Below are 15104 nucleotides of genomic sequence, written 5' to 3'. Positions count from 1 at the left end.
GGCTTTGTGTTTGATAATGGGATTGTTAGTATGAAGCATGATAGTTACCTCGCGTTTTGTTTAAGGATTAGACTCCCATATCAAAACCGGTAACTCTCAACCTTTCAAGGTACAGTGTCAGATCTAGTCGCGACTAATACACCTAATTATTTGCAAGCGCAGCTAAAAGAGGCATGATTCTGTAAAACGCGGTTGCTTCCTGAACAGATTTACGTATAATGCCCGGGCCCGTATGAATTAAGTCTGGCCTGTTACGTTGAACGTAATGCATGTATGTGTAGTACGTTTACGAGCAGGGACGCCATGCAATAGGCATGGGTCAACAATACTCCCGATTTGGGAGTTATTGCCGAACGATTACACTCCCCCATCAATCGAAATGGGTGTGAGGGGTGGTCATTTATGTTTATAAATAATTGGAGCTCTGGTCTCATGCAGAACCAAAGAATCCGTATCCGCCTGAAAGCGTTTGATCATCGCCTGATCGATCAAGCAACCGCGGAAATCGTTGAGACGGCCAAGCGCACTGGTGCGCAAGTACGTGGTCCGATCCCGCTGCCGACCCGCAAAGAACGCTTTACCGTTCTGATCTCCCCGCACGTCAACAAAGACGCGCGCGATCAGTACGAAATTCGCACTCACAAGCGTCTGGTTGACATCGTTGAGCCAACCGAGAAAACCGTTGATGCTCTGATGCGTCTGGACCTGGCTGCCGGTGTAGACGTGCAGATCAGCCTGGGTTAATCAGGTCATCAAGCGATTGAGAGGTTGATACAATGATTGGTTTAGTCGGCAAAAAAGTGGGCATGACCCGCATCTTCACTAAAGACGGCGTTTCTATCCCTGTAACCGTTATCGAAATTGAAGCAAACCGCGTTACTCAGGTTAAAGACTTGGCTAATGATGGCTACCAAGCTGTACAGGTAACTACCGGTGCTAAAAAAGCAAACCGTGTTACCAAGCCGGAAGCAGGTCATTTTGCCAAAGCGGGTGTTGAAGCTGGCCGCGTCCTGCGTGAATTCCGTCTGTCTGAAGGCGAAGAGTTCACCGTAGGCCAAAGCATCAGCGTTGAAATTTTCGCTGACGTGAAAAAAGTTGACGTTACGGGTACGTCCAAAGGTAAAGGTTTCGCGGGTACTGTTAAACGCTGGAACTTCCGTACTCAGGATGCTACCCACGGTAACTCCTTGTCTCACCGCGTTCCGGGTTCTATCGGTCAGAACCAGACTCCGGGCAAAGTGTTCAAAGGCAAGAAAATGGCTGGTCAGCTGGGCAACGAGCGTGTAACCGTTCAGAGTCTGGACGTAGTACGCGTTGACGCTGAGCGCAACCTGCTGCTGGTGAAAGGTGCTGTCCCGGGTGCAACCGGTAGCGACCTGATCGTTAAACCGGCCGTGAAGGCGTAAGGGGATAGCAATGGAATTAGTATTGAAAGACGCGCAAAGCGCGCTGACTGTTTCCGAAACTACCTTCGGTCGTGATTTCAACGAAGCGCTGGTACACCAGGTTGTTGTTGCTTATGCAGCTGGTGCCCGTCAAGGGACTCGTGCTCATAAGACCCGTGCTGAAGTAACTGGTTCCGGTAAAAAACCGTGGCGTCAGAAAGGTACTGGCCGTGCGCGTTCAGGTTCTATCAAGAGCCCGATCTGGCGTTCCGGTGGTGTGACCTTTGCTGCCAAGCCTCAGGTCCACAGTCAAAAAGTAAACAAAAAGATGTACCGCGGCGCGCTGAAAAGCATCCTGTCCGAGCTGGTACGTCAGGATCGTTTGATCGTTGTCGAGCAGTTCTCTGTTGAAGCACCGAAAACCAAGCTGCTGGCACAGAAACTGAAAGACCTGGCGCTGGACGACGTGCTGATCGTCACCGGTGAACTGGATGAAAATCTGTTCCTGGCTGCACGCAACCTGTACAATGTTGACGTACGTGATGTAGCAGGTATCGATCCTGTTAGCCTGATCGCCTTCGACAAAGTCGTAATGACGGCTGACGCTGTTAAGCAAGTTGAGGAGATGCTGGCATGATCCGTGAAGAACGTCTGCTTAAGGTGTTGAATGCACCTCACGTTTCTGAAAAAGCGTCTACTGCGATGGAAAAACACAACACCATCGTGCTCAAAGTTGCTAAAGACGCGACCAAAGCAGAAATCAAAGCTGCTGTGCAGAAACTGTTTGAAGTCGAAGTCAATGAAGTTCGTACCCTGCTGGTTAAAGGGAAAACGAAACGTCATGGACAGCGTATCGGTCGTCGTAGCGACTGGAAAAAAGCTTACGTCACCCTGAAAGAAGGCCAGAATCTGGACTTCATCGGCGGCGCAGAGTAAGTCGGAGGAGTAAAGAACAATGGCAATTGTTAAATGTAAACCGACATCTCCGGGTCGTCGCCACGTTGTTAAAGTGGTTAACCCTGAGCTGCACAAGGGCAAACCTTATGCCCCGTTGCTGGAAAAAAACAGCAAATCCGGTGGCCGTAACAACAATGGCCGCACCACTACCCGTCATATCGGTGGTGGCCACAAACAGCAATACCGTATTGTTGACTTCAAACGTAACAAAGATGGTATCCCTGCTGTTGTAGAACGTTTGGAATATGATCCGAACCGTTCCGCCAACATCGCTCTGGTTCTGTACAAAGACGGCGAACGCCGTTACATCCTGGCGCCGAAAGGCCTGAAAGCCGGTGATCAGATCCAGTCTGGTGTTGATGCTGCTATCAAAGCTGGCAACACGTTGCCGATGCGCAATATTCCGGTCGGTTCCACCGTTCACAACGTGGAAATGAAGCCGGGTAAAGGCGGTCAGCTGGCGCGTTCTGCTGGTGCTTACGTGCAGATCGTTGCACGTGATGGCGCGTACGTGACCCTACGTCTGCGTTCTGGCGAAATGCGTAAAGTCGAATCTGACTGCCGCGCTACGCTGGGCGAAGTAGGTAACGCTGAGCATATGCTGCGCGTTCTGGGTAAAGCTGGTGCCGCACGCTGGCGTGGTGTTCGTCCTACCGTTCGCGGTACGGCAATGAACCCAGTCGACCACCCGCACGGTGGTGGTGAAGGTCGTAACTTTGGTAAGCACCCGGTTTCACCGTGGGGCATTCAGACCAAAGGTAAGAAGACTCGCAGCAACAAGCGTACTGATAAATTCATCGTACGTCGCCGTACTAAATAATATTAGAGGATAAACCATGCCACGTTCTCTCAAGAAAGGTCCTTTTATTGACCTGCACTTGCTGAAGAAGGTAGAGAAAGCGGTGGAAAGCGGTGACAAGAAGCCTCTGCGCACTTGGTCCCGTCGTTCAACGATCTTTCCAACTATGATCGGTTTGACCATCGCTGTCCATAATGGTCGTCAGCACGTTCCGGTGTTTGTTTCCGATGAAATGGTCGGTCACAAACTGGGTGAATTCGCGCCGACTCGTACTTATCGCGGCCACGTGGCTGATAAAAAAGCCAAGAAAAAATAAGGTAGGAGGAAGAGATGGAAACTATCGCTAAACATCTTCATGCTCGTTCTTCTGCTCAAAAGGTTCGCCTGGTGGCTGACCTGATTCGCGGTAAGAAAGTGTCGCAAGCTCTGGAAATTCTGACCTACACCAACAAGAAAGCTGCTGGTCTGGTTAAAAAAGTACTGGAGTCTGCCATTGCCAACGCAGAGCACAACGATGGCGCTGACATTGATGATCTGAAAGTTGCGAAAATCTTCGTAGACGAAGGCCCGAGCATGAAGCGCATTATGCCGCGTGCTAAAGGTCGTGCGGATCGCATCCTGAAGCGTACCAGCCACATTTCTGTGGTTGTGTCCGATCGCTGAGACTCTGGAGACTAGCAATGGGTCAGAAAGTACATCCTAATGGTATTCGCTTGGGTATTGTCAAACCTTGGAACTCTACCTGGTATGCGAATACCAAAGAATTCGCTGACAACCTGGACAGCGATTTTAAAGTTCGTAAATACCTGACGAAAGAACTGGAGAAAGCCTCCGTCTCTCGTATCGTTATCGAACGTCCGGCCAAGAGCATCCGTGTGACCATTCACACCGCTCGTCCGGGCATCGTTATCGGTAAAAAAGGTGAAGATGTTGAAAGACTGCGCAAAGTCGTAGCGGATATCGCTGGCGTCCCTGCACAGATCAACATCGCGGAAGTTCGCAAGCCGGAACTGGACGCGAAACTGGTTGCTGACAGCATCACTTCTCAGCTGGAACGTCGTGTGATGTTCCGCCGTGCGATGAAGCGTGCCGTTCAGAACGCCATGCGTCTGGGTGCCAAGGGCATTAAAGTTGAAGTCAGTGGCCGCCTGGGCGGTGCTGAAATCGCACGTACCGAATGGTACCGCGAAGGTCGCGTTCCGTTGCACACGCTGCGTGCGGATATCGACTACAACACGTCCGAAGCACACACCACTTACGGTGTTATCGGTGTGAAAGTGTGGATCTTCAAAGGTGAGATCCTGGGTGGTATGACTGCCGTTGAACAACCGGAAAAACCGGCTGCTCGACCTAAAAAGCAGCAGCGTAAAGGCCGCAAGTAAGGAGAGTCGCTGATGTTACAACCAAAGCGTACAAAATTCCGTAAGATGCACAAAGGCCGTAACCGCGGTCTTGCTGCCGGTACGGATGTCAGCTTCGGTACTTTCGGTCTGAAAGCTGTTGGTCGTGGTCGCCTGACCGCTCGCCAAATCGAATCTGCACGTCGTGCCATGACCCGTGCTGTTAAGCGTCAAGGTAAAATTTGGATCCGAGTATTCCCGGACAAACCAATTACCGAGAAACCGCTTGAAGTACGTATGGGTAAAGGTAAAGGTAACGTGGAATATTGGGTTGCCTTGATTCAGCCAGGTAAAGTCCTGTACGAAATGGACGGTGTGCCGGAAGAGTTAGCCCGTGAGGCATTCCAACTGGCAGCAGCGAAACTGCCGATCAAAACCACCTTTGTAACTAAGACGGTGATGTAATGAAAGCAAATGAGCTGCGTGAAAAGAGCGTTGAAGAGCTGAACACCGAGCTGCTCGAACTGCTGCGCGAGCAATTTAACTTGCGTATGCAAGCGGCCAGTGGTCAGTTGCAACAGACTCACCTGGTAAAACAAGTGCGTCGCAATATTGCACGTGTTAAGACTTTACTGACTCAGAAGGCGGGTGCGTAATGAGCGATAATATCCGTACTCTGCAAGGTCGTGTTGTGAGCGACAAAATGGAGAAATCCATGGTTGTTGCAATCGAACGTTTTGTGAAACACCCGCTGTATGGGAAATTCATCAAACGTACGACCAAACTGCACGTACATGATGAGAACAACGAATGCGGTATCGGTGACGTGGTTGAAATCCGCGAATGCCGTCCGCTGTCCAAAACTAAGTCTTGGACGTTGGTTCGCGTTGTAGAGAAAGCGATTCTGTAATACAGTATTGCTCTTCTTGAAAACGATAAACGGCTCTGCAAAGGGCCGTTTATTTTTTCTACCCTTGGTCGAAAAGCGGTGTTATAATGCTGCGCCCTCGATTCTTTGGTATTAATGACCCATAAGGGTTCGAAAAACGACCCGTAAGGGTTTGAAAAGTAGTAGTTGACATTAGCGGAGCACTAAAATGATCCAAGAACAGACTATGCTGAACGTGGCCGATAACTCCGGTGCACGTCGCGTAATGTGTATCAAGGTTCTAGGTGGCTCGCACCGTCGCTACGCAGGCGTCGGCGATATCATCAAAATTACCATCAAGGAAGCAATTCCTCGCGGTAAGGTGAAGAAAGGCGATGTTCTGAAGGCGGTTGTGGTGCGCACCAAGAAGGGTGTTCGTCGCCCGGACGGTTCTGTCATTCGCTTCGATGGCAATGCATGCGTTATTCTGAACAATAACAGCGAGCAGCCTATCGGTACGCGTATTTTTGGGCCGGTAACTCGTGAACTGCGTTCTGAAAAGTTCATGAAAATTATCTCTCTGGCACCAGAAGTACTCTAAGGAGCGAACCATGGCAGCGAAAATCCGTCGTGATGACGAAGTTATCGTGCTGACCGGCAAAGATAAAGGTAAGCGCGGTAAAGTTAAGAATGTTCTGTCTTCCAGCAAGATCGTTGTTGAAGGTATCAACTTGGTTAAGAAACATCAGAAGCCGGTTCCGGCCCTGAACCAACCGGGTGGCATCGTTGAAAAAGAAGCTGCAATCCAGCTTTCCAACGTTGCACTGTTCAATGCGGCAACTGGCAAGGCTGACCGTGTAGGCTTTAGATTCGAAGACGGCAAAAAAGTCCGTTTCTTTAAATCTACTAGCGAAACTATCAAGTAATTTGGAGTAGTACGATGGCGAAACTGCATGATTACTACAAAGACGAAGTGGTTAGCAAACTGATGACTCAGTTTAGCTACAATTCTGTCATGCAAGTCCCTCGGGTCGAGAAGATCACCCTGAATATGGGTGTTGGTGAAGCGATCACTGACAAGAAGCTGCTGGATAACGCCGCAGCCGATCTGGCAGCTATATCCGGTCAAAAACCGCTGATCACCAAAGCACGCAAATCTGTTGCAGGCTTCAAAATCCGCCAGGGCTATCCGATCGGCTGTAAAGTAACTCTGCGTGGCGAACGCATGTGGGAGTTCCTTGAGCGCCTGATTTCCATTGCTGTACCGCGTATTCGTGACTTCCGCGGTCTGTCTGCCAAGTCCTTCGATGGCCGTGGCAACTACAGCATGGGCGTGCGTGAGCAGATCATCTTCCCGGAAATCGACTATGACAAAGTTGATCGCGTTCGTGGTTTGGACATTACCATTACCACCACTGCGAAATCCGATGATGAAGGCCGCGCGCTGCTGGCCGCCTTTAACTTCCCGTTCCGCAAGTAAGGTAGGGTTACTAATGGCTAAGCAATCCATGAAAGCACGCGAAGTCAAACGCGTGAAATTGGCTAATAAATTCTTTGCTAAGCGCACTGAATTGAAAGCTATCATCTCCAATGTGAACTCATCCGACGAAGATCGTTGGGATGCTGTTCTCAAGCTGCAGACTCTGCCGCGTGATTCCAGCCCGTCCCGTCAGCGTAACCGCTGCCGCCAGACAGGTCGTCCGCACGCTTTCCTGCGGAAGTTCGGGTTGAGCCGTATCAAGGTCCGTGAAGCCGCCATGCGCGGTGAAATTCCGGGTCTGAAAAAGGCTAGCTGGTAATTGTCACCAATTGAATCACGGGAGTAAAGAAAGATGAGCATGCAAGATCCGATCGCGGACATGCTGACCCGTATACGCAACGGTCAGGCCGCGAACAAAGTTGCGATCACCATGCCTTCCTCCAAGCTGAAAGTGGCAATTGCCAAAGTGCTTAAGGAAGAAGGTTATATTCAAGATTACAAAATCGAAGGCGACATCAAGCCTGAGCTGAAAATTTCGCTGAAATACTTCCAGGGCAAGGCAGTGGTAGAAAGCATTCAGCGTATCAGCCGCCCAAGTCTGCGCATCTATAAGAAAAAAGATGATCTGCCGAAAGTTATGGCTGGTTTAGGAATCGCGGTTGTTTCTACCTCTAAAGGTGTTATGACTGATCGTGCAGCGCGCCAGGCTGGTCTTGGTGGCGAGATTATCTGCTACGTAGCTTAATCGGAGGAAAGAATGTCTCGTGTTGCAAAAGCACCCGTCGTCATTCCTACCGGCGTAGAGGTAAAACTCAACGGTCAGGTTATTTCGATCAAGGGTAAAAACGGCGAGCTGACTCGTACCATCAACGATGCTGTTGAAGTTACTGTGGCTGACAACGCTCTGACTTTCGCTCCGCGCGAAGGTTTTTCAGACGGTTGGGCACAGGCAGGCACCGCACGTGCACTGCTGAACGCAGTCGTTATCGGTGTTACCGAAGGCTTCACCAAGAAGCTTCAACTGGTTGGCGTAGGTTACCGTGCCGCAGTTAAAGGCAATGTCGTGAATTTGTCTCTGGGGTATTCACACCCTATTGACCACGCGCTGCCGGCTGGTATCACAGCTGAATGCCCGACTCAAACTGAAATCGTACTGAAAGGTGCTGATAAGCAGGTTATCGGTCAGGTTGCAGCTGATCTGCGCGCTTACCGTCGTCCTGAGCCTTACAAAGGCAAGGGTGTCCGTTACGCCGACGAAGTCGTGCGTATCAAAGAGGCTAAGAAGAAGTAAGGTAACACTATGGATAAGAAATCAGCTCGTATCCGTCGTGCAACCCGCGCACGTCGCAAACTCCAGGAATTGGGAGCGACTCGCCTGGTGGTACATCGTACTCCTCGCCATATTTATGCGCAGGTTATCGCACCGAACGGTTCTGAAATCCTGGTAGCCGCTTCTACTGTAGAAAAAGCTATCGCAGAACAACTGAAGTACACCGGCAACAAAGATGCCGCTGCTGCTGTAGGTAAAGCAGTCGCTGAGCGCGCATTGGAAAAAGGCATTAAAGATGTGTCCTTTGACCGTTCAGGGTTCCAATATCATGGTCGCGTCCAGGCACTGGCAGATGCTGCTCGTGAAGCTGGCCTTCAGTTCTAAGGTAGAGGTGTAAGATGGCACACATCGAAAAACAAGCTGGCGAACTGCAGGAAAAGCTGATCGCGGTAAATCGCGTATCTAAAACCGTTAAAGGTGGTCGTATTTTCAGCTTCACCGCACTGACTGTAGTGGGTGATGGCAACGGTCGCGTTGGTTTTGGTTACGGGAAAGCGCGTGAAGTTCCGGCAGCAATCCAGAAAGCGATGGAAAAAGCCCGTCGCAACATGTTGAATGTCGCGCTGAATGGCGGCACCCTGCAGCACCCGGTTAAAGGTGCTCACACTGGGTCTCGCGTATTCATGCAGCCGGCTTCCGAAGGTACCGGTATCATCGCGGGCGGTGCAATGCGCGCCGTTCTGGAAGTTGCTGGGGTTCATAACGTATTGGCTAAAGCCTATGGTTCCACCAACCCGATTAACGTGGTTCGTGCAACTATCGATGGCTTGGCTAATATGAATTCCCCGGAAATGGTTGCTGCCAAGCGTGGCAAATCCGTTGACGACATTCTGAGATAATTGACCATGGCTAAGACTATTAAAATTACTCAAAACCGTAGTGCAATCGGTCGTCTGCCGAAACATAAGGCAACGCTGCTTGGCTTGGGTCTGCGTCGTATTGGTCATACCGTTGAGCGTGAAGATACGCCTGCTGTACGCGGTATGGTCAACGCGGTTTACTACATGGTTAAAGTGGAGGAGTAACAGATGCGTTTGAATACTCTGTCTCCGGCCGAAGGCGCGAAGCACGCGCCGAAGCGTTTAGGTCGTGGTATCGGTTCTGGCCTCGGTAAAACCGGCGGTCGTGGTCACAAAGGTCAGAAGTCTCGTTCTGGCGGTGGCGTACGTCGTGGGTTCGAAGGTGGTCAGATGCCGTTGTATCGTCGTCTGCCGAAATTCGGCTTTACCTCTCGCAAAGCGATGATCACAGCGGAAATCCGTCTGTCCAATCTGGCTCGCGTAGATGGCGACGTCGTTGACCTGAACACGCTGAAGGCTGCTAACGTTATCGGCGTTCAGATCGAGTTCGCGAAAGTGATCCTGTCTGGTGAAGTTTCCCGTCCGGTAACGATTCGTGGTCTGCGTGTGACCAAAGGCGCGCGTGCTGCTATCGAAGCTGCTGGCGGTAAAATTGAGGAATAAGTAGCAGATGGCTAAGCAACCAGGATTAGATTTTCAAAGTGCTAAGGGTGGCGTTGGCGAGCTGAAACGCAGACTGCTGTTTGTAATCGGCGCGCTTATCGTTTTCCGTATCGGCTCTTTTATTCCGATCCCTGGTATTGATGCCACTGTGCTTGCCAAATTGCTCGAACAACAGCGTGGCACCATCATTGAAATGTTCAACATGTTCTCTGGTGGTGCTCTCAGCCGTGCTTCTATCTTTGCGCTGGGTATTATGCCGTACATTTCGGCCTCTATTATTATCCAGCTGCTGACGGTGGTTCACCCCTCGTTGGCGGAAATCAAGAAAGAAGGGGAGGCTGGCCGTCGCAAGATTAGCCAGTACACCCGTTACGGTACGTTAGTACTGGCCATATTCCAGTCAATCGGTATTGCTACCGGTTTACCGAATATGCTAGGAATGCAGGGCCTAGTGATTAATCCGGGCTTTGCATTTTACTTTACGGCTGTTGTAAGTCTGGTGACCGGGACCATGTTCCTGATGTGGCTGGGCGAACAGATTACTGAGCGCGGTATCGGTAACGGTATCTCTATCTTGATCTTTGCGGGTATCGTTGCGGGCTTACCGCCGGCAATTGCCCACACTATCGAGCAAGCTCGGCAAGGCGACCTGCACTTCCTCGTGCTGCTGTTGGTTGCAGTTTTAGTGTTTGCAGTAACCTTCTTCGTTGTTTTCATTGAGCGTGGCCAGCGTCGTATCGTCGTTAACTACGCAAAGCGTCAGCAAGGTCGTCGGGTTTATGCAGCACAGAGTACGCACTTACCGCTGAAAGTGAACATGGCAGGGGTTATCCCGGCAATTTTCGCCTCCAGCATCATCCTGTTCCCTGCGACGATTGCATCGTGGTTTGGGGGCGGTACCGGTTGGAACTGGCTGACAACTATTTCGATGTATTTGCAGCCCGGACAACCGCTTTATGTGCTACTCTATGCGACTGCAATCATCTTCTTCTGTTTCTTCTACACGGCGTTGGTTTTCAACCCGCGCGAAACAGCAGATAACCTGAAGAAGTCCGGTGCATTCGTGCCAGGAATTCGTCCGGGAGAGCAAACGGCGAAATACATCGATAAGGTGATGACCCGCCTGACTCTGGTCGGCGCAATGTACATTACCTTTATCTGCCTGATCCCGGAGTTCATGCGTGATGCGATGAAGGTCCCCTTCTATTTTGGGGGTACATCCCTGTTGATCGTCGTCGTGGTCATCATGGACTTTATGGCTCAAGTGCAAACTCTGATGATGTCAAGTCAGTATGAGTCTGCATTGAAGAAAGCAAATCTGAAAGGCTATAACCGCTAATTGGGTTGCTTGAGAAGTTACGGAGAGTAAAAATGAAAGTTCGTGCTTCCGTCAAGAAATTATGTCGTAGCTGCAAAATCGTTAAGCGTAACGGTGTCATTCGTGTGATTTGCAGCGCCGAGCCGAGGCATAAACAGCGCCAAGGCTGATTATCTCGCATATTTTTCTTGCAAAGTCGGATTGAGCTGGCTAGATTAGCCAGCCAATCTTTTGTATGTCTGTGCGTTTCCATTTGAGTATCCTGAAAACGGGCTTTTCAGCATGGAGCGTACATATTGAATAATAGGAGTGCATAGTGGCCCGTATAGCAGGCATTAACATTCCTGATCAGAAACATGCCGTGATCGCGTTGACCTCGATCTATGGCGTCGGTAAGAATCGTTCCAAGGCCATTTGTGCTGCGGCGGGTATTGCTGAAGATGTTAAGATCAGTGAGCTGTCTGAAGAGCAAATCGAAACGCTGCGTGTAGAAGTTGCCAAATTCGTTGTCGAAGGTGATCTGCGCCGTGAAATCAGCATGAGTATCAAGCGCCTGATGGACCTTGGTTGCTATCGCGGTTTGCGTCATCGTCGTGGTCTGCCAGTGCGCGGTCAGCGTACTAAGACCAACGCCCGTACCCGTAAGGGTCCGCGCAAACCGATCAAGAAATAATCGGGGTGATTGAATAATGGCAAAAGCACCTATTCGTGCACGTAAGCGTGTAAGAAAACAAGTTTCTGACGGTGTGGCTCATATCCATGCTTCTTTTAACAACACCATCGTGACCATTACCGATCGTCAGGGTAACGCGCTGGGTTGGGCAACAGCCGGTGGTTCCGGTTTCCGTGGTTCTCGTAAATCTACGCCGTTCGCCGCTCAGGTAGCTGCTGAACGTTGCGCTGAAGCCGTGAAAGAATACGGTATTAAGAACTTGGAAGTTATGGTTAAAGGACCTGGTCCGGGCCGTGAGTCTACTATCCGCGCTCTGAACGCGGCTGGTTTCCGCATCACTAATATTACTGATGTGACTCCGATCCCCCATAACGGTTGTCGTCCGCCGAAAAAGCGTCGCGTATAACGCCGCTTTTAGGATAGTTGGAGAAAGAAAATGGCTAGATATTTGGGTCCTAAGCTCAAGCTGAGCCGTCGTGAAGGCACCGACCTGTTCCTTAAGTCCGGTGTTCGCGCGATCGATTCCAAGTGTAAGATCGAACAAGGCCCTGGTCAGCACGGTGCGCGTAAACCGCGTCTGTCTGATTATGGCGTGCAGTTGCGTGAGAAACAAAAAGTTCGCCGTATCTACGGTGTTCTGGAGCGTCAATTCCGTAACTACTATAAAGAAGCTGCTCGTCTGAAAGGCAACACAGGTGCAAACCTGCTGCAACTGCTGGAAGGACGTCTGGATAACGTGGTTTATCGTATGGGCTTCGGCGCCACTCGTGCAGAAGCGCGTCAGTTGGTAAGCCACAAAGCTGTTATGGTAAACGGTCGCGTTGTCAGCATCGCTTCTTATCAGGTATCACCGAATGATGTCGTCAGCATCCGTGAGAAAGCTAAAAAGCAATCTCGCGTGAAAGCAGCATTGGAGCTGGCTGAACAGCGTGAAAAGCCGACTTGGCTGGAAGTTGATGCTGCCAAGATGGAAGGTGTGTTCAAACGTATTCCTGAACGTACCGATCTGTCTGCGGACATTAATGAACACCTGATCGTCGAGCTTTACTCCAAGTAAAGCTTAGTACCAAAGAGAGGACACAATGCAGGGTTCTGTGACAGAGTTTCTAAAACCGCGCCTGGTCGATATCGAGCAAGTAAGTTCGACGCACGCCAAGGTGACCCTTGAGCCGTTAGAGCGTGGTTTCGGTCATACGCTTGGCAACGCACTGCGCCGTATTCTGCTTTCATCCATGCCAGGTTGCGCGGTGACCGAGGTTGAGATTGATGGTGTACTGCACGAGTACAGCACCAAAGAAGGCGTACAGGAAGATATCCTGGAAATCCTGCTCAACCTGAAAGGGCTGGCGGTGAAAGTTCAAGGTAAAGATGAAGTTATCCTTTCCCTGAATAAATCTGGCATTGGCCCTGTGACTGCAGCAGACATCACCCATGATGGTGATGTCGAAATCGTCAAGCCGCAGCACGTGATCTGCCATCTGACCGATGAAAACGCAGCTATCAGCATGCGTATCAAGGTTCAACGTGGTCGTGGTTATGTGCCGGCTTCTGCCCGTATTCATACGGAAGAAGATGAGCGCCCGATTGGCCGTTTGTTGGTCGATGCTTGCTACAGCCCGGTAGAGCGTATTGCCTACAATGTTGAAGCAGCTCGTGTTGAACAACGTACCGACTTGGACAAGCTGGTCATCGAAATGGAAACCAATGGCACGATCGATCCTGAAGAGGCGATCCGCCGTGCGGCAACCATTCTGGCTGAACAACTGGAAGCTTTTGTTGATTTACGTGATGTACGTCAGCCGGAAGTGAAAGAAGAGAAACCAGAATTCGATCCGATCCTGCTGCGCCCTGTTGACGATCTGGAATTGACTGTCCGCTCTGCTAACTGCCTCAAGGCAGAAGCTATCCACTACATCGGTGATCTGGTACAGCGTACCGAGGTTGAATTGCTGAAAACGCCTAACCTGGGTAAAAAATCTCTTACCGAGATTAAAGATGTGCTCGCCTCGCGTGGTCTTTCTCTGGGCATGCGCTTGGAAAACTGGCCGCCGGCAAGCATTGCTGATGAATAACCCGGTCACAGGTTAAGGTTTTACTGAGAAGGATAAGGTCATGCGCCATCGTAAGAGTGGTCGTCAACTGAACCGTAACAGCAGCCATCGTCAGGCTATGTTCCGTAACATGGCTGGTTCTTTGGTTCGTCATGAGATCATCAAGACGACCCTGCCAAAAGCAAAAGAGCTGCGCCGTGTTGTTGAACCGCTGATTACTCTTGCCAAGACCGACAGCGTTGCTAATCGTCGTCTGGCATTCGCCCGTACTCGTGATAACGAGATCGTGGCAAAACTGTTTAATGAACTGGGCCCGCGTTTCGCGAGCCGTGCCGGTGGTTACACTCGCATTCTGAAGTGTGGCTTCCGTGCAGGCGACAGCGCGCCGATGGCTTACATCGAGCTGGTTGATCGTTCAGTTGCACAAGCAGAAGAAACCGCTGCTGCTGGGTAATCATCAGCGGTGGGTTAAAAAAACCGGGGCAACCCGGTTTTTTTACGTCTATTGTTTAGCAAATGGCGGTTTTGTTAACGTATCACGTTTGCCAAGAGCACCGTTTGCTTGAGACGTTTTTGAAGGAGGGAACATGTGGTGGATTGATGCGATGTGCGAGCGTCATATCCAGACGGCACAGCAAGCGGGTGAGTTCGATAATCTTCCCGGTGCGGGAAAGCCCCTGCAACTTGACGATGATAGCGCTTTACCCGAAGATCTGCGCACGGGATACCGTTTACTGAAGAATGCGGGCTATCTGCCGCCGGAATTAGCATTGCGTAAAGATGCCCTGACGCTACGCGATCTGCTCGCCAATACGCTCCCTGAATCGGAAGCGCATGAAAACCTGTGTCGTCGGCTACACATGCTGGAACTTAACCTGCAACAGAAAGGGATGAGTACCGAATTTTTACACGGTGAATATGCCGATCGCTTGCACAGTACGTTTTCTGGTGAAAGAATAGCTCCCGAAAAATAGGCTAACGTGGCAAGCGTTGGCGCGTGGCGATAAATCGGATTAACAATGTAACCAAGAGAGATGTGATGAGCACTTATCAGCACAAGAAAGGCAAGATCCAAGACAATGCGCTGGAAGCATTGTTGCGTGACCCCTTGTTCCGACAACGCATTGAGAAGAACAAGAAAGGTAAAGGCAGCTACCGCCGCAAAGGCAAACAGGGTAAAGGCCAGAACTGGGAGGCCAGTGGTAAATCATCAAAGGATGCTTTACCACTGGCCTCTCACTTTATGGCTGTACTGGGGTTCGTTGAACGGGATCCTGTACACGAGATTGTGTAATTGCTTGATTTTGATATGTTCAATCCAACATCAAAAGCAGGTTACTTTATGGACGAAAAACAGTTACAGGCTCTGGCTAACGAGCTGGACAAAAATCTCAAAACCCCTGACGATCTCAACCAGTTTGATCGCCTGCTGAAAAAGAT

30 protein-coding genes are annotated in these 15104 nt (G+C 50.5%); all 30 read left to right on the top strand.

The features are described from left to right. The first annotated feature begins 432 nt into the window (after positions 1–432). Positions 433–744 (top strand): 30S ribosomal protein S10, encoded by a 312-nt coding sequence (gene rpsJ, locus QZ506_RS21090; protein ID WP_140554275.1) that lies wholly within the window; start codon positions 433–435, stop codon positions 742–744. Positions 745–776: 32 nt separating this feature from the next. Next, entirely contained in the window at positions 777–1406 is a 630-nt protein-coding gene (gene rplC, locus QZ506_RS21085) for a 50S ribosomal protein L3 (RefSeq protein WP_291973704.1), read from the top strand. Positions 1407–1416: 10 nt separating this feature from the next. Next, complete coding sequence (gene rplD, locus QZ506_RS21080; protein ID WP_291973702.1) at positions 1417–2022, top strand: 50S ribosomal protein L4; 606 nt, start codon at positions 1417–1419, stop codon at positions 2020–2022. Continuing rightward, entirely contained in the window at positions 2019–2321 is a 303-nt protein-coding gene (rplW, locus tag QZ506_RS21075) for a 50S ribosomal protein L23 (protein WP_291973700.1), read from the top strand. Before rplD ends, rplW begins: the two co-directional genes overlap by 4 nt. A 19-nt stretch (positions 2322–2340) precedes the next feature. Next, positions 2341–3162 carry a 50S ribosomal protein L2 gene (gene rplB, locus QZ506_RS21070; protein ID WP_291973698.1) on the top strand — a complete coding sequence of 274 codons (822 nt, stop codon included), beginning with the start codon at positions 2341–2343 and terminating at the stop codon, positions 3160–3162. Positions 3163–3178: 16 nt separating this feature from the next. After that, positions 3179–3457: a 30S ribosomal protein S19 gene (gene rpsS / locus QZ506_RS21065; RefSeq protein WP_291973696.1), complete on the top strand. Its 279-nt coding sequence runs from the start codon at positions 3179–3181 to the stop codon at positions 3455–3457. A 14-nt stretch (positions 3458–3471) separates the two neighbouring features. Further along, complete coding sequence (gene rplV / locus QZ506_RS21060) at positions 3472–3804, top strand: 50S ribosomal protein L22 (RefSeq protein WP_196908040.1); 333 nt, start codon at positions 3472–3474, stop codon at positions 3802–3804. A 17-nt stretch (positions 3805–3821) separates the two neighbouring features. Further along, positions 3822–4523, top strand: coding sequence for a 30S ribosomal protein S3 (gene rpsC, locus QZ506_RS21055; RefSeq protein ID WP_291973695.1), 702 nt, complete (start codon positions 3822–3824; stop codon positions 4521–4523). 12 nt (positions 4524–4535) lie between these two features. Then, positions 4536–4946: a 50S ribosomal protein L16 gene (gene rplP / locus QZ506_RS21050; protein WP_291973693.1), complete on the top strand. Its 411-nt coding sequence runs from the start codon at positions 4536–4538 to the stop codon at positions 4944–4946. Next, on the top strand, positions 4946–5137 hold the full coding sequence (rpmC, locus tag QZ506_RS21045) for a 50S ribosomal protein L29 (RefSeq protein ID WP_024107517.1): 192 nt from the start codon (positions 4946–4948) through the stop codon (positions 5135–5137). The genes rplP and rpmC overlap by 1 nt, the downstream gene beginning before the upstream one ends. Then, complete coding sequence (rpsQ, locus tag QZ506_RS21040) at positions 5137–5391, top strand: 30S ribosomal protein S17 (RefSeq protein ID WP_195316360.1); 255 nt, start codon at positions 5137–5139, stop codon at positions 5389–5391. Before rpmC ends, rpsQ begins: the two co-directional genes overlap by 1 nt. A gap of 187 nt (positions 5392–5578) precedes the next feature. Beyond that, the gene (rplN, locus tag QZ506_RS21035; RefSeq protein WP_023479426.1) at positions 5579–5950 is read left to right on the top strand and encodes a 50S ribosomal protein L14; all 372 of its coding nucleotides are present in this window, start codon (positions 5579–5581) and stop codon (positions 5948–5950) included. Between the two features lie 10 nt (positions 5951–5960). Beyond that, on the top strand, positions 5961–6275 hold the full coding sequence (gene rplX / locus QZ506_RS21030; RefSeq protein ID WP_222158733.1) for a 50S ribosomal protein L24: 315 nt from the start codon (positions 5961–5963) through the stop codon (positions 6273–6275). Positions 6276–6289: 14 nt separating this feature from the next. Then, entirely contained in the window at positions 6290–6829 is a 540-nt protein-coding gene (gene rplE / locus QZ506_RS21025; protein ID WP_291973688.1) for a 50S ribosomal protein L5, read from the top strand. Positions 6830–6842: 13 nt separating this feature from the next. Continuing rightward, the gene (rpsN, locus tag QZ506_RS21020) at positions 6843–7148 is read left to right on the top strand and encodes a 30S ribosomal protein S14 (RefSeq protein ID WP_196908036.1); all 306 of its coding nucleotides are present in this window, start codon (positions 6843–6845) and stop codon (positions 7146–7148) included. 33 nt (positions 7149–7181) lie between these two features. Next, entirely contained in the window at positions 7182–7574 is a 393-nt protein-coding gene (gene rpsH, locus QZ506_RS21015; RefSeq protein ID WP_291973685.1) for a 30S ribosomal protein S8, read from the top strand. A 12-nt stretch (positions 7575–7586) separates the two neighbouring features. Beyond that, positions 7587–8120: a 50S ribosomal protein L6 gene (gene rplF / locus QZ506_RS21010; RefSeq protein WP_291973684.1), complete on the top strand. Its 534-nt coding sequence runs from the start codon at positions 7587–7589 to the stop codon at positions 8118–8120. A 9-nt stretch (positions 8121–8129) separates the two neighbouring features. After that, a complete protein-coding gene (gene rplR, locus QZ506_RS21005) occupies positions 8130–8483 on the top strand; it encodes a 50S ribosomal protein L18 (RefSeq protein ID WP_080884204.1) in 354 nt (117 codons plus the stop codon). 14 nt (positions 8484–8497) lie between these two features. Further along, positions 8498–8998: a 30S ribosomal protein S5 gene (rpsE, locus tag QZ506_RS21000; protein ID WP_291973680.1), complete on the top strand. Its 501-nt coding sequence runs from the start codon at positions 8498–8500 to the stop codon at positions 8996–8998. A 6-nt stretch (positions 8999–9004) separates the two neighbouring features. Then, positions 9005–9184 (top strand): 50S ribosomal protein L30, encoded by a 180-nt coding sequence (gene rpmD / locus QZ506_RS20995; RefSeq protein ID WP_291973677.1) that lies wholly within the window; start codon positions 9005–9007, stop codon positions 9182–9184. Positions 9185–9187: 3 nt separating this feature from the next. Beyond that, on the top strand, positions 9188–9622 hold the full coding sequence (gene rplO / locus QZ506_RS20990; RefSeq protein WP_291973675.1) for a 50S ribosomal protein L15: 435 nt from the start codon (positions 9188–9190) through the stop codon (positions 9620–9622). A 7-nt stretch (positions 9623–9629) separates the two neighbouring features. Then, positions 9630–10961, top strand: coding sequence for a preprotein translocase subunit SecY (gene secY / locus QZ506_RS20985; RefSeq protein WP_291973673.1), 1332 nt, complete (start codon positions 9630–9632; stop codon positions 10959–10961). A gap of 32 nt (positions 10962–10993) precedes the next feature. Further along, positions 10994–11110, top strand: a complete 117-nt coding sequence (rpmJ, locus tag QZ506_RS20980; protein WP_291973671.1) for a 50S ribosomal protein L36 — start codon at positions 10994–10996, stop codon at positions 11108–11110. Positions 11111–11256: 146 nt separating this feature from the next. Further along, complete coding sequence (gene rpsM, locus QZ506_RS20975; protein ID WP_291973669.1) at positions 11257–11613, top strand: 30S ribosomal protein S13; 357 nt, start codon at positions 11257–11259, stop codon at positions 11611–11613. A gap of 16 nt (positions 11614–11629) precedes the next feature. Further along, a complete protein-coding gene (gene rpsK, locus QZ506_RS20970; protein ID WP_002919257.1) occupies positions 11630–12019 on the top strand; it encodes a 30S ribosomal protein S11 in 390 nt (129 codons plus the stop codon). Between the two features lie 30 nt (positions 12020–12049). Further along, complete coding sequence (gene rpsD, locus QZ506_RS20965) at positions 12050–12670, top strand: 30S ribosomal protein S4 (RefSeq protein ID WP_195316370.1); 621 nt, start codon at positions 12050–12052, stop codon at positions 12668–12670. A gap of 25 nt (positions 12671–12695) precedes the next feature. After that, positions 12696–13685, top strand: a complete 990-nt coding sequence (rpoA, locus tag QZ506_RS20960; RefSeq protein WP_264626622.1) for a DNA-directed RNA polymerase subunit alpha — start codon at positions 12696–12698, stop codon at positions 13683–13685. Positions 13686–13725: 40 nt separating this feature from the next. Further along, on the top strand, positions 13726–14118 hold the full coding sequence (gene rplQ / locus QZ506_RS20955; RefSeq protein ID WP_291973665.1) for a 50S ribosomal protein L17: 393 nt from the start codon (positions 13726–13728) through the stop codon (positions 14116–14118). A 133-nt stretch (positions 14119–14251) separates the two neighbouring features. Continuing rightward, on the top strand, positions 14252–14638 hold the full coding sequence (locus QZ506_RS20950; RefSeq protein ID WP_291973663.1) for a DUF1992 domain-containing protein: 387 nt from the start codon (positions 14252–14254) through the stop codon (positions 14636–14638). A 65-nt stretch (positions 14639–14703) separates the two neighbouring features. Then, complete coding sequence (locus tag QZ506_RS20945; RefSeq protein WP_291973661.1) at positions 14704–14958, top strand: alternative ribosome-rescue factor A; 255 nt, start codon at positions 14704–14706, stop codon at positions 14956–14958. Positions 14959–15104 lie beyond the last annotated feature (146 nt).

This window comes from Candidatus Symbiopectobacterium sp., assembly GCF_020054415.1.
Taxonomy (GTDB): Bacteria; Pseudomonadota; Gammaproteobacteria; order Enterobacterales; family Enterobacteriaceae; genus Symbiopectobacterium.
Note: the sequence above shows the minus strand (reverse complement) of the source record. Positions and strands in the feature narration are given on the sequence as shown.

What these genes read in the sequence shown, in the direction of transcription:
- rpsK (WP_002919257.1), top strand. Translation starts at nt 11,630, where the DNA reads ATGGCAAAAGCACCTATTCGTGCACGTAAGCGTGTAAGAAAACAAGTT.
- rplQ (WP_291973665.1), top strand. Translation starts at nt 13,726, where the DNA reads ATGCGCCATCGTAAGAGTGGTCGTCAACTGAACCGTAACAGCAGCCAT.
- rpoA (WP_264626622.1), top strand. Translation starts at nt 12,696, where the DNA reads ATGCAGGGTTCTGTGACAGAGTTTCTAAAACCGCGCCTGGTCGATATC.
- rpsQ (WP_195316360.1), top strand. Translation starts at nt 5,137, where the DNA reads ATGAGCGATAATATCCGTACTCTGCAAGGTCGTGTTGTGAGCGACAAA.
- rpmJ (WP_291973671.1), top strand. Translation starts at nt 10,994, where the DNA reads ATGAAAGTTCGTGCTTCCGTCAAGAAATTATGTCGTAGCTGCAAAATC.
- QZ506_RS20950 (WP_291973663.1), top strand. Translation starts at nt 14,252, where the DNA reads ATGTGGTGGATTGATGCGATGTGCGAGCGTCATATCCAGACGGCACAG.
- rpsE (WP_291973680.1), top strand. Translation starts at nt 8,498, where the DNA reads ATGGCACACATCGAAAAACAAGCTGGCGAACTGCAGGAAAAGCTGATC.
- rplB (WP_291973698.1), top strand. Translation starts at nt 2,341, where the DNA reads ATGGCAATTGTTAAATGTAAACCGACATCTCCGGGTCGTCGCCACGTT.
- rplC (WP_291973704.1), top strand. Translation starts at nt 777, where the DNA reads ATGATTGGTTTAGTCGGCAAAAAAGTGGGCATGACCCGCATCTTCACT.
- rpmC (WP_024107517.1), top strand. Translation starts at nt 4,946, where the DNA reads ATGAAAGCAAATGAGCTGCGTGAAAAGAGCGTTGAAGAGCTGAACACC.
- rpsD (WP_195316370.1), top strand. Translation starts at nt 12,050, where the DNA reads ATGGCTAGATATTTGGGTCCTAAGCTCAAGCTGAGCCGTCGTGAAGGC.
- rplN (WP_023479426.1), top strand. Translation starts at nt 5,579, where the DNA reads ATGATCCAAGAACAGACTATGCTGAACGTGGCCGATAACTCCGGTGCA.
- rplD (WP_291973702.1), top strand. Translation starts at nt 1,417, where the DNA reads ATGGAATTAGTATTGAAAGACGCGCAAAGCGCGCTGACTGTTTCCGAA.
- rpsC (WP_291973695.1), top strand. Translation starts at nt 3,822, where the DNA reads ATGGGTCAGAAAGTACATCCTAATGGTATTCGCTTGGGTATTGTCAAA.
- rpsS (WP_291973696.1), top strand. Translation starts at nt 3,179, where the DNA reads ATGCCACGTTCTCTCAAGAAAGGTCCTTTTATTGACCTGCACTTGCTG.
- rplF (WP_291973684.1), top strand. Translation starts at nt 7,587, where the DNA reads ATGTCTCGTGTTGCAAAAGCACCCGTCGTCATTCCTACCGGCGTAGAG.
- rplR (WP_080884204.1), top strand. Translation starts at nt 8,130, where the DNA reads ATGGATAAGAAATCAGCTCGTATCCGTCGTGCAACCCGCGCACGTCGC.
- rpsJ (WP_140554275.1), top strand. Translation starts at nt 433, where the DNA reads ATGCAGAACCAAAGAATCCGTATCCGCCTGAAAGCGTTTGATCATCGC.
- rplX (WP_222158733.1), top strand. Translation starts at nt 5,961, where the DNA reads ATGGCAGCGAAAATCCGTCGTGATGACGAAGTTATCGTGCTGACCGGC.
- rplW (WP_291973700.1), top strand. Translation starts at nt 2,019, where the DNA reads ATGATCCGTGAAGAACGTCTGCTTAAGGTGTTGAATGCACCTCACGTT.
- rplO (WP_291973675.1), top strand. Translation starts at nt 9,188, where the DNA reads ATGCGTTTGAATACTCTGTCTCCGGCCGAAGGCGCGAAGCACGCGCCG.
- rpsN (WP_196908036.1), top strand. Translation starts at nt 6,843, where the DNA reads ATGGCTAAGCAATCCATGAAAGCACGCGAAGTCAAACGCGTGAAATTG.
- rpsH (WP_291973685.1), top strand. Translation starts at nt 7,182, where the DNA reads ATGAGCATGCAAGATCCGATCGCGGACATGCTGACCCGTATACGCAAC.
- rplV (WP_196908040.1), top strand. Translation starts at nt 3,472, where the DNA reads ATGGAAACTATCGCTAAACATCTTCATGCTCGTTCTTCTGCTCAAAAG.
- rpmD (WP_291973677.1), top strand. Translation starts at nt 9,005, where the DNA reads ATGGCTAAGACTATTAAAATTACTCAAAACCGTAGTGCAATCGGTCGT.
- QZ506_RS20945 (WP_291973661.1), top strand. Translation starts at nt 14,704, where the DNA reads ATGAGCACTTATCAGCACAAGAAAGGCAAGATCCAAGACAATGCGCTG.
- rplP (WP_291973693.1), top strand. Translation starts at nt 4,536, where the DNA reads ATGTTACAACCAAAGCGTACAAAATTCCGTAAGATGCACAAAGGCCGT.
- secY (WP_291973673.1), top strand. Translation starts at nt 9,630, where the DNA reads ATGGCTAAGCAACCAGGATTAGATTTTCAAAGTGCTAAGGGTGGCGTT.
- rplE (WP_291973688.1), top strand. Translation starts at nt 6,290, where the DNA reads ATGGCGAAACTGCATGATTACTACAAAGACGAAGTGGTTAGCAAACTG.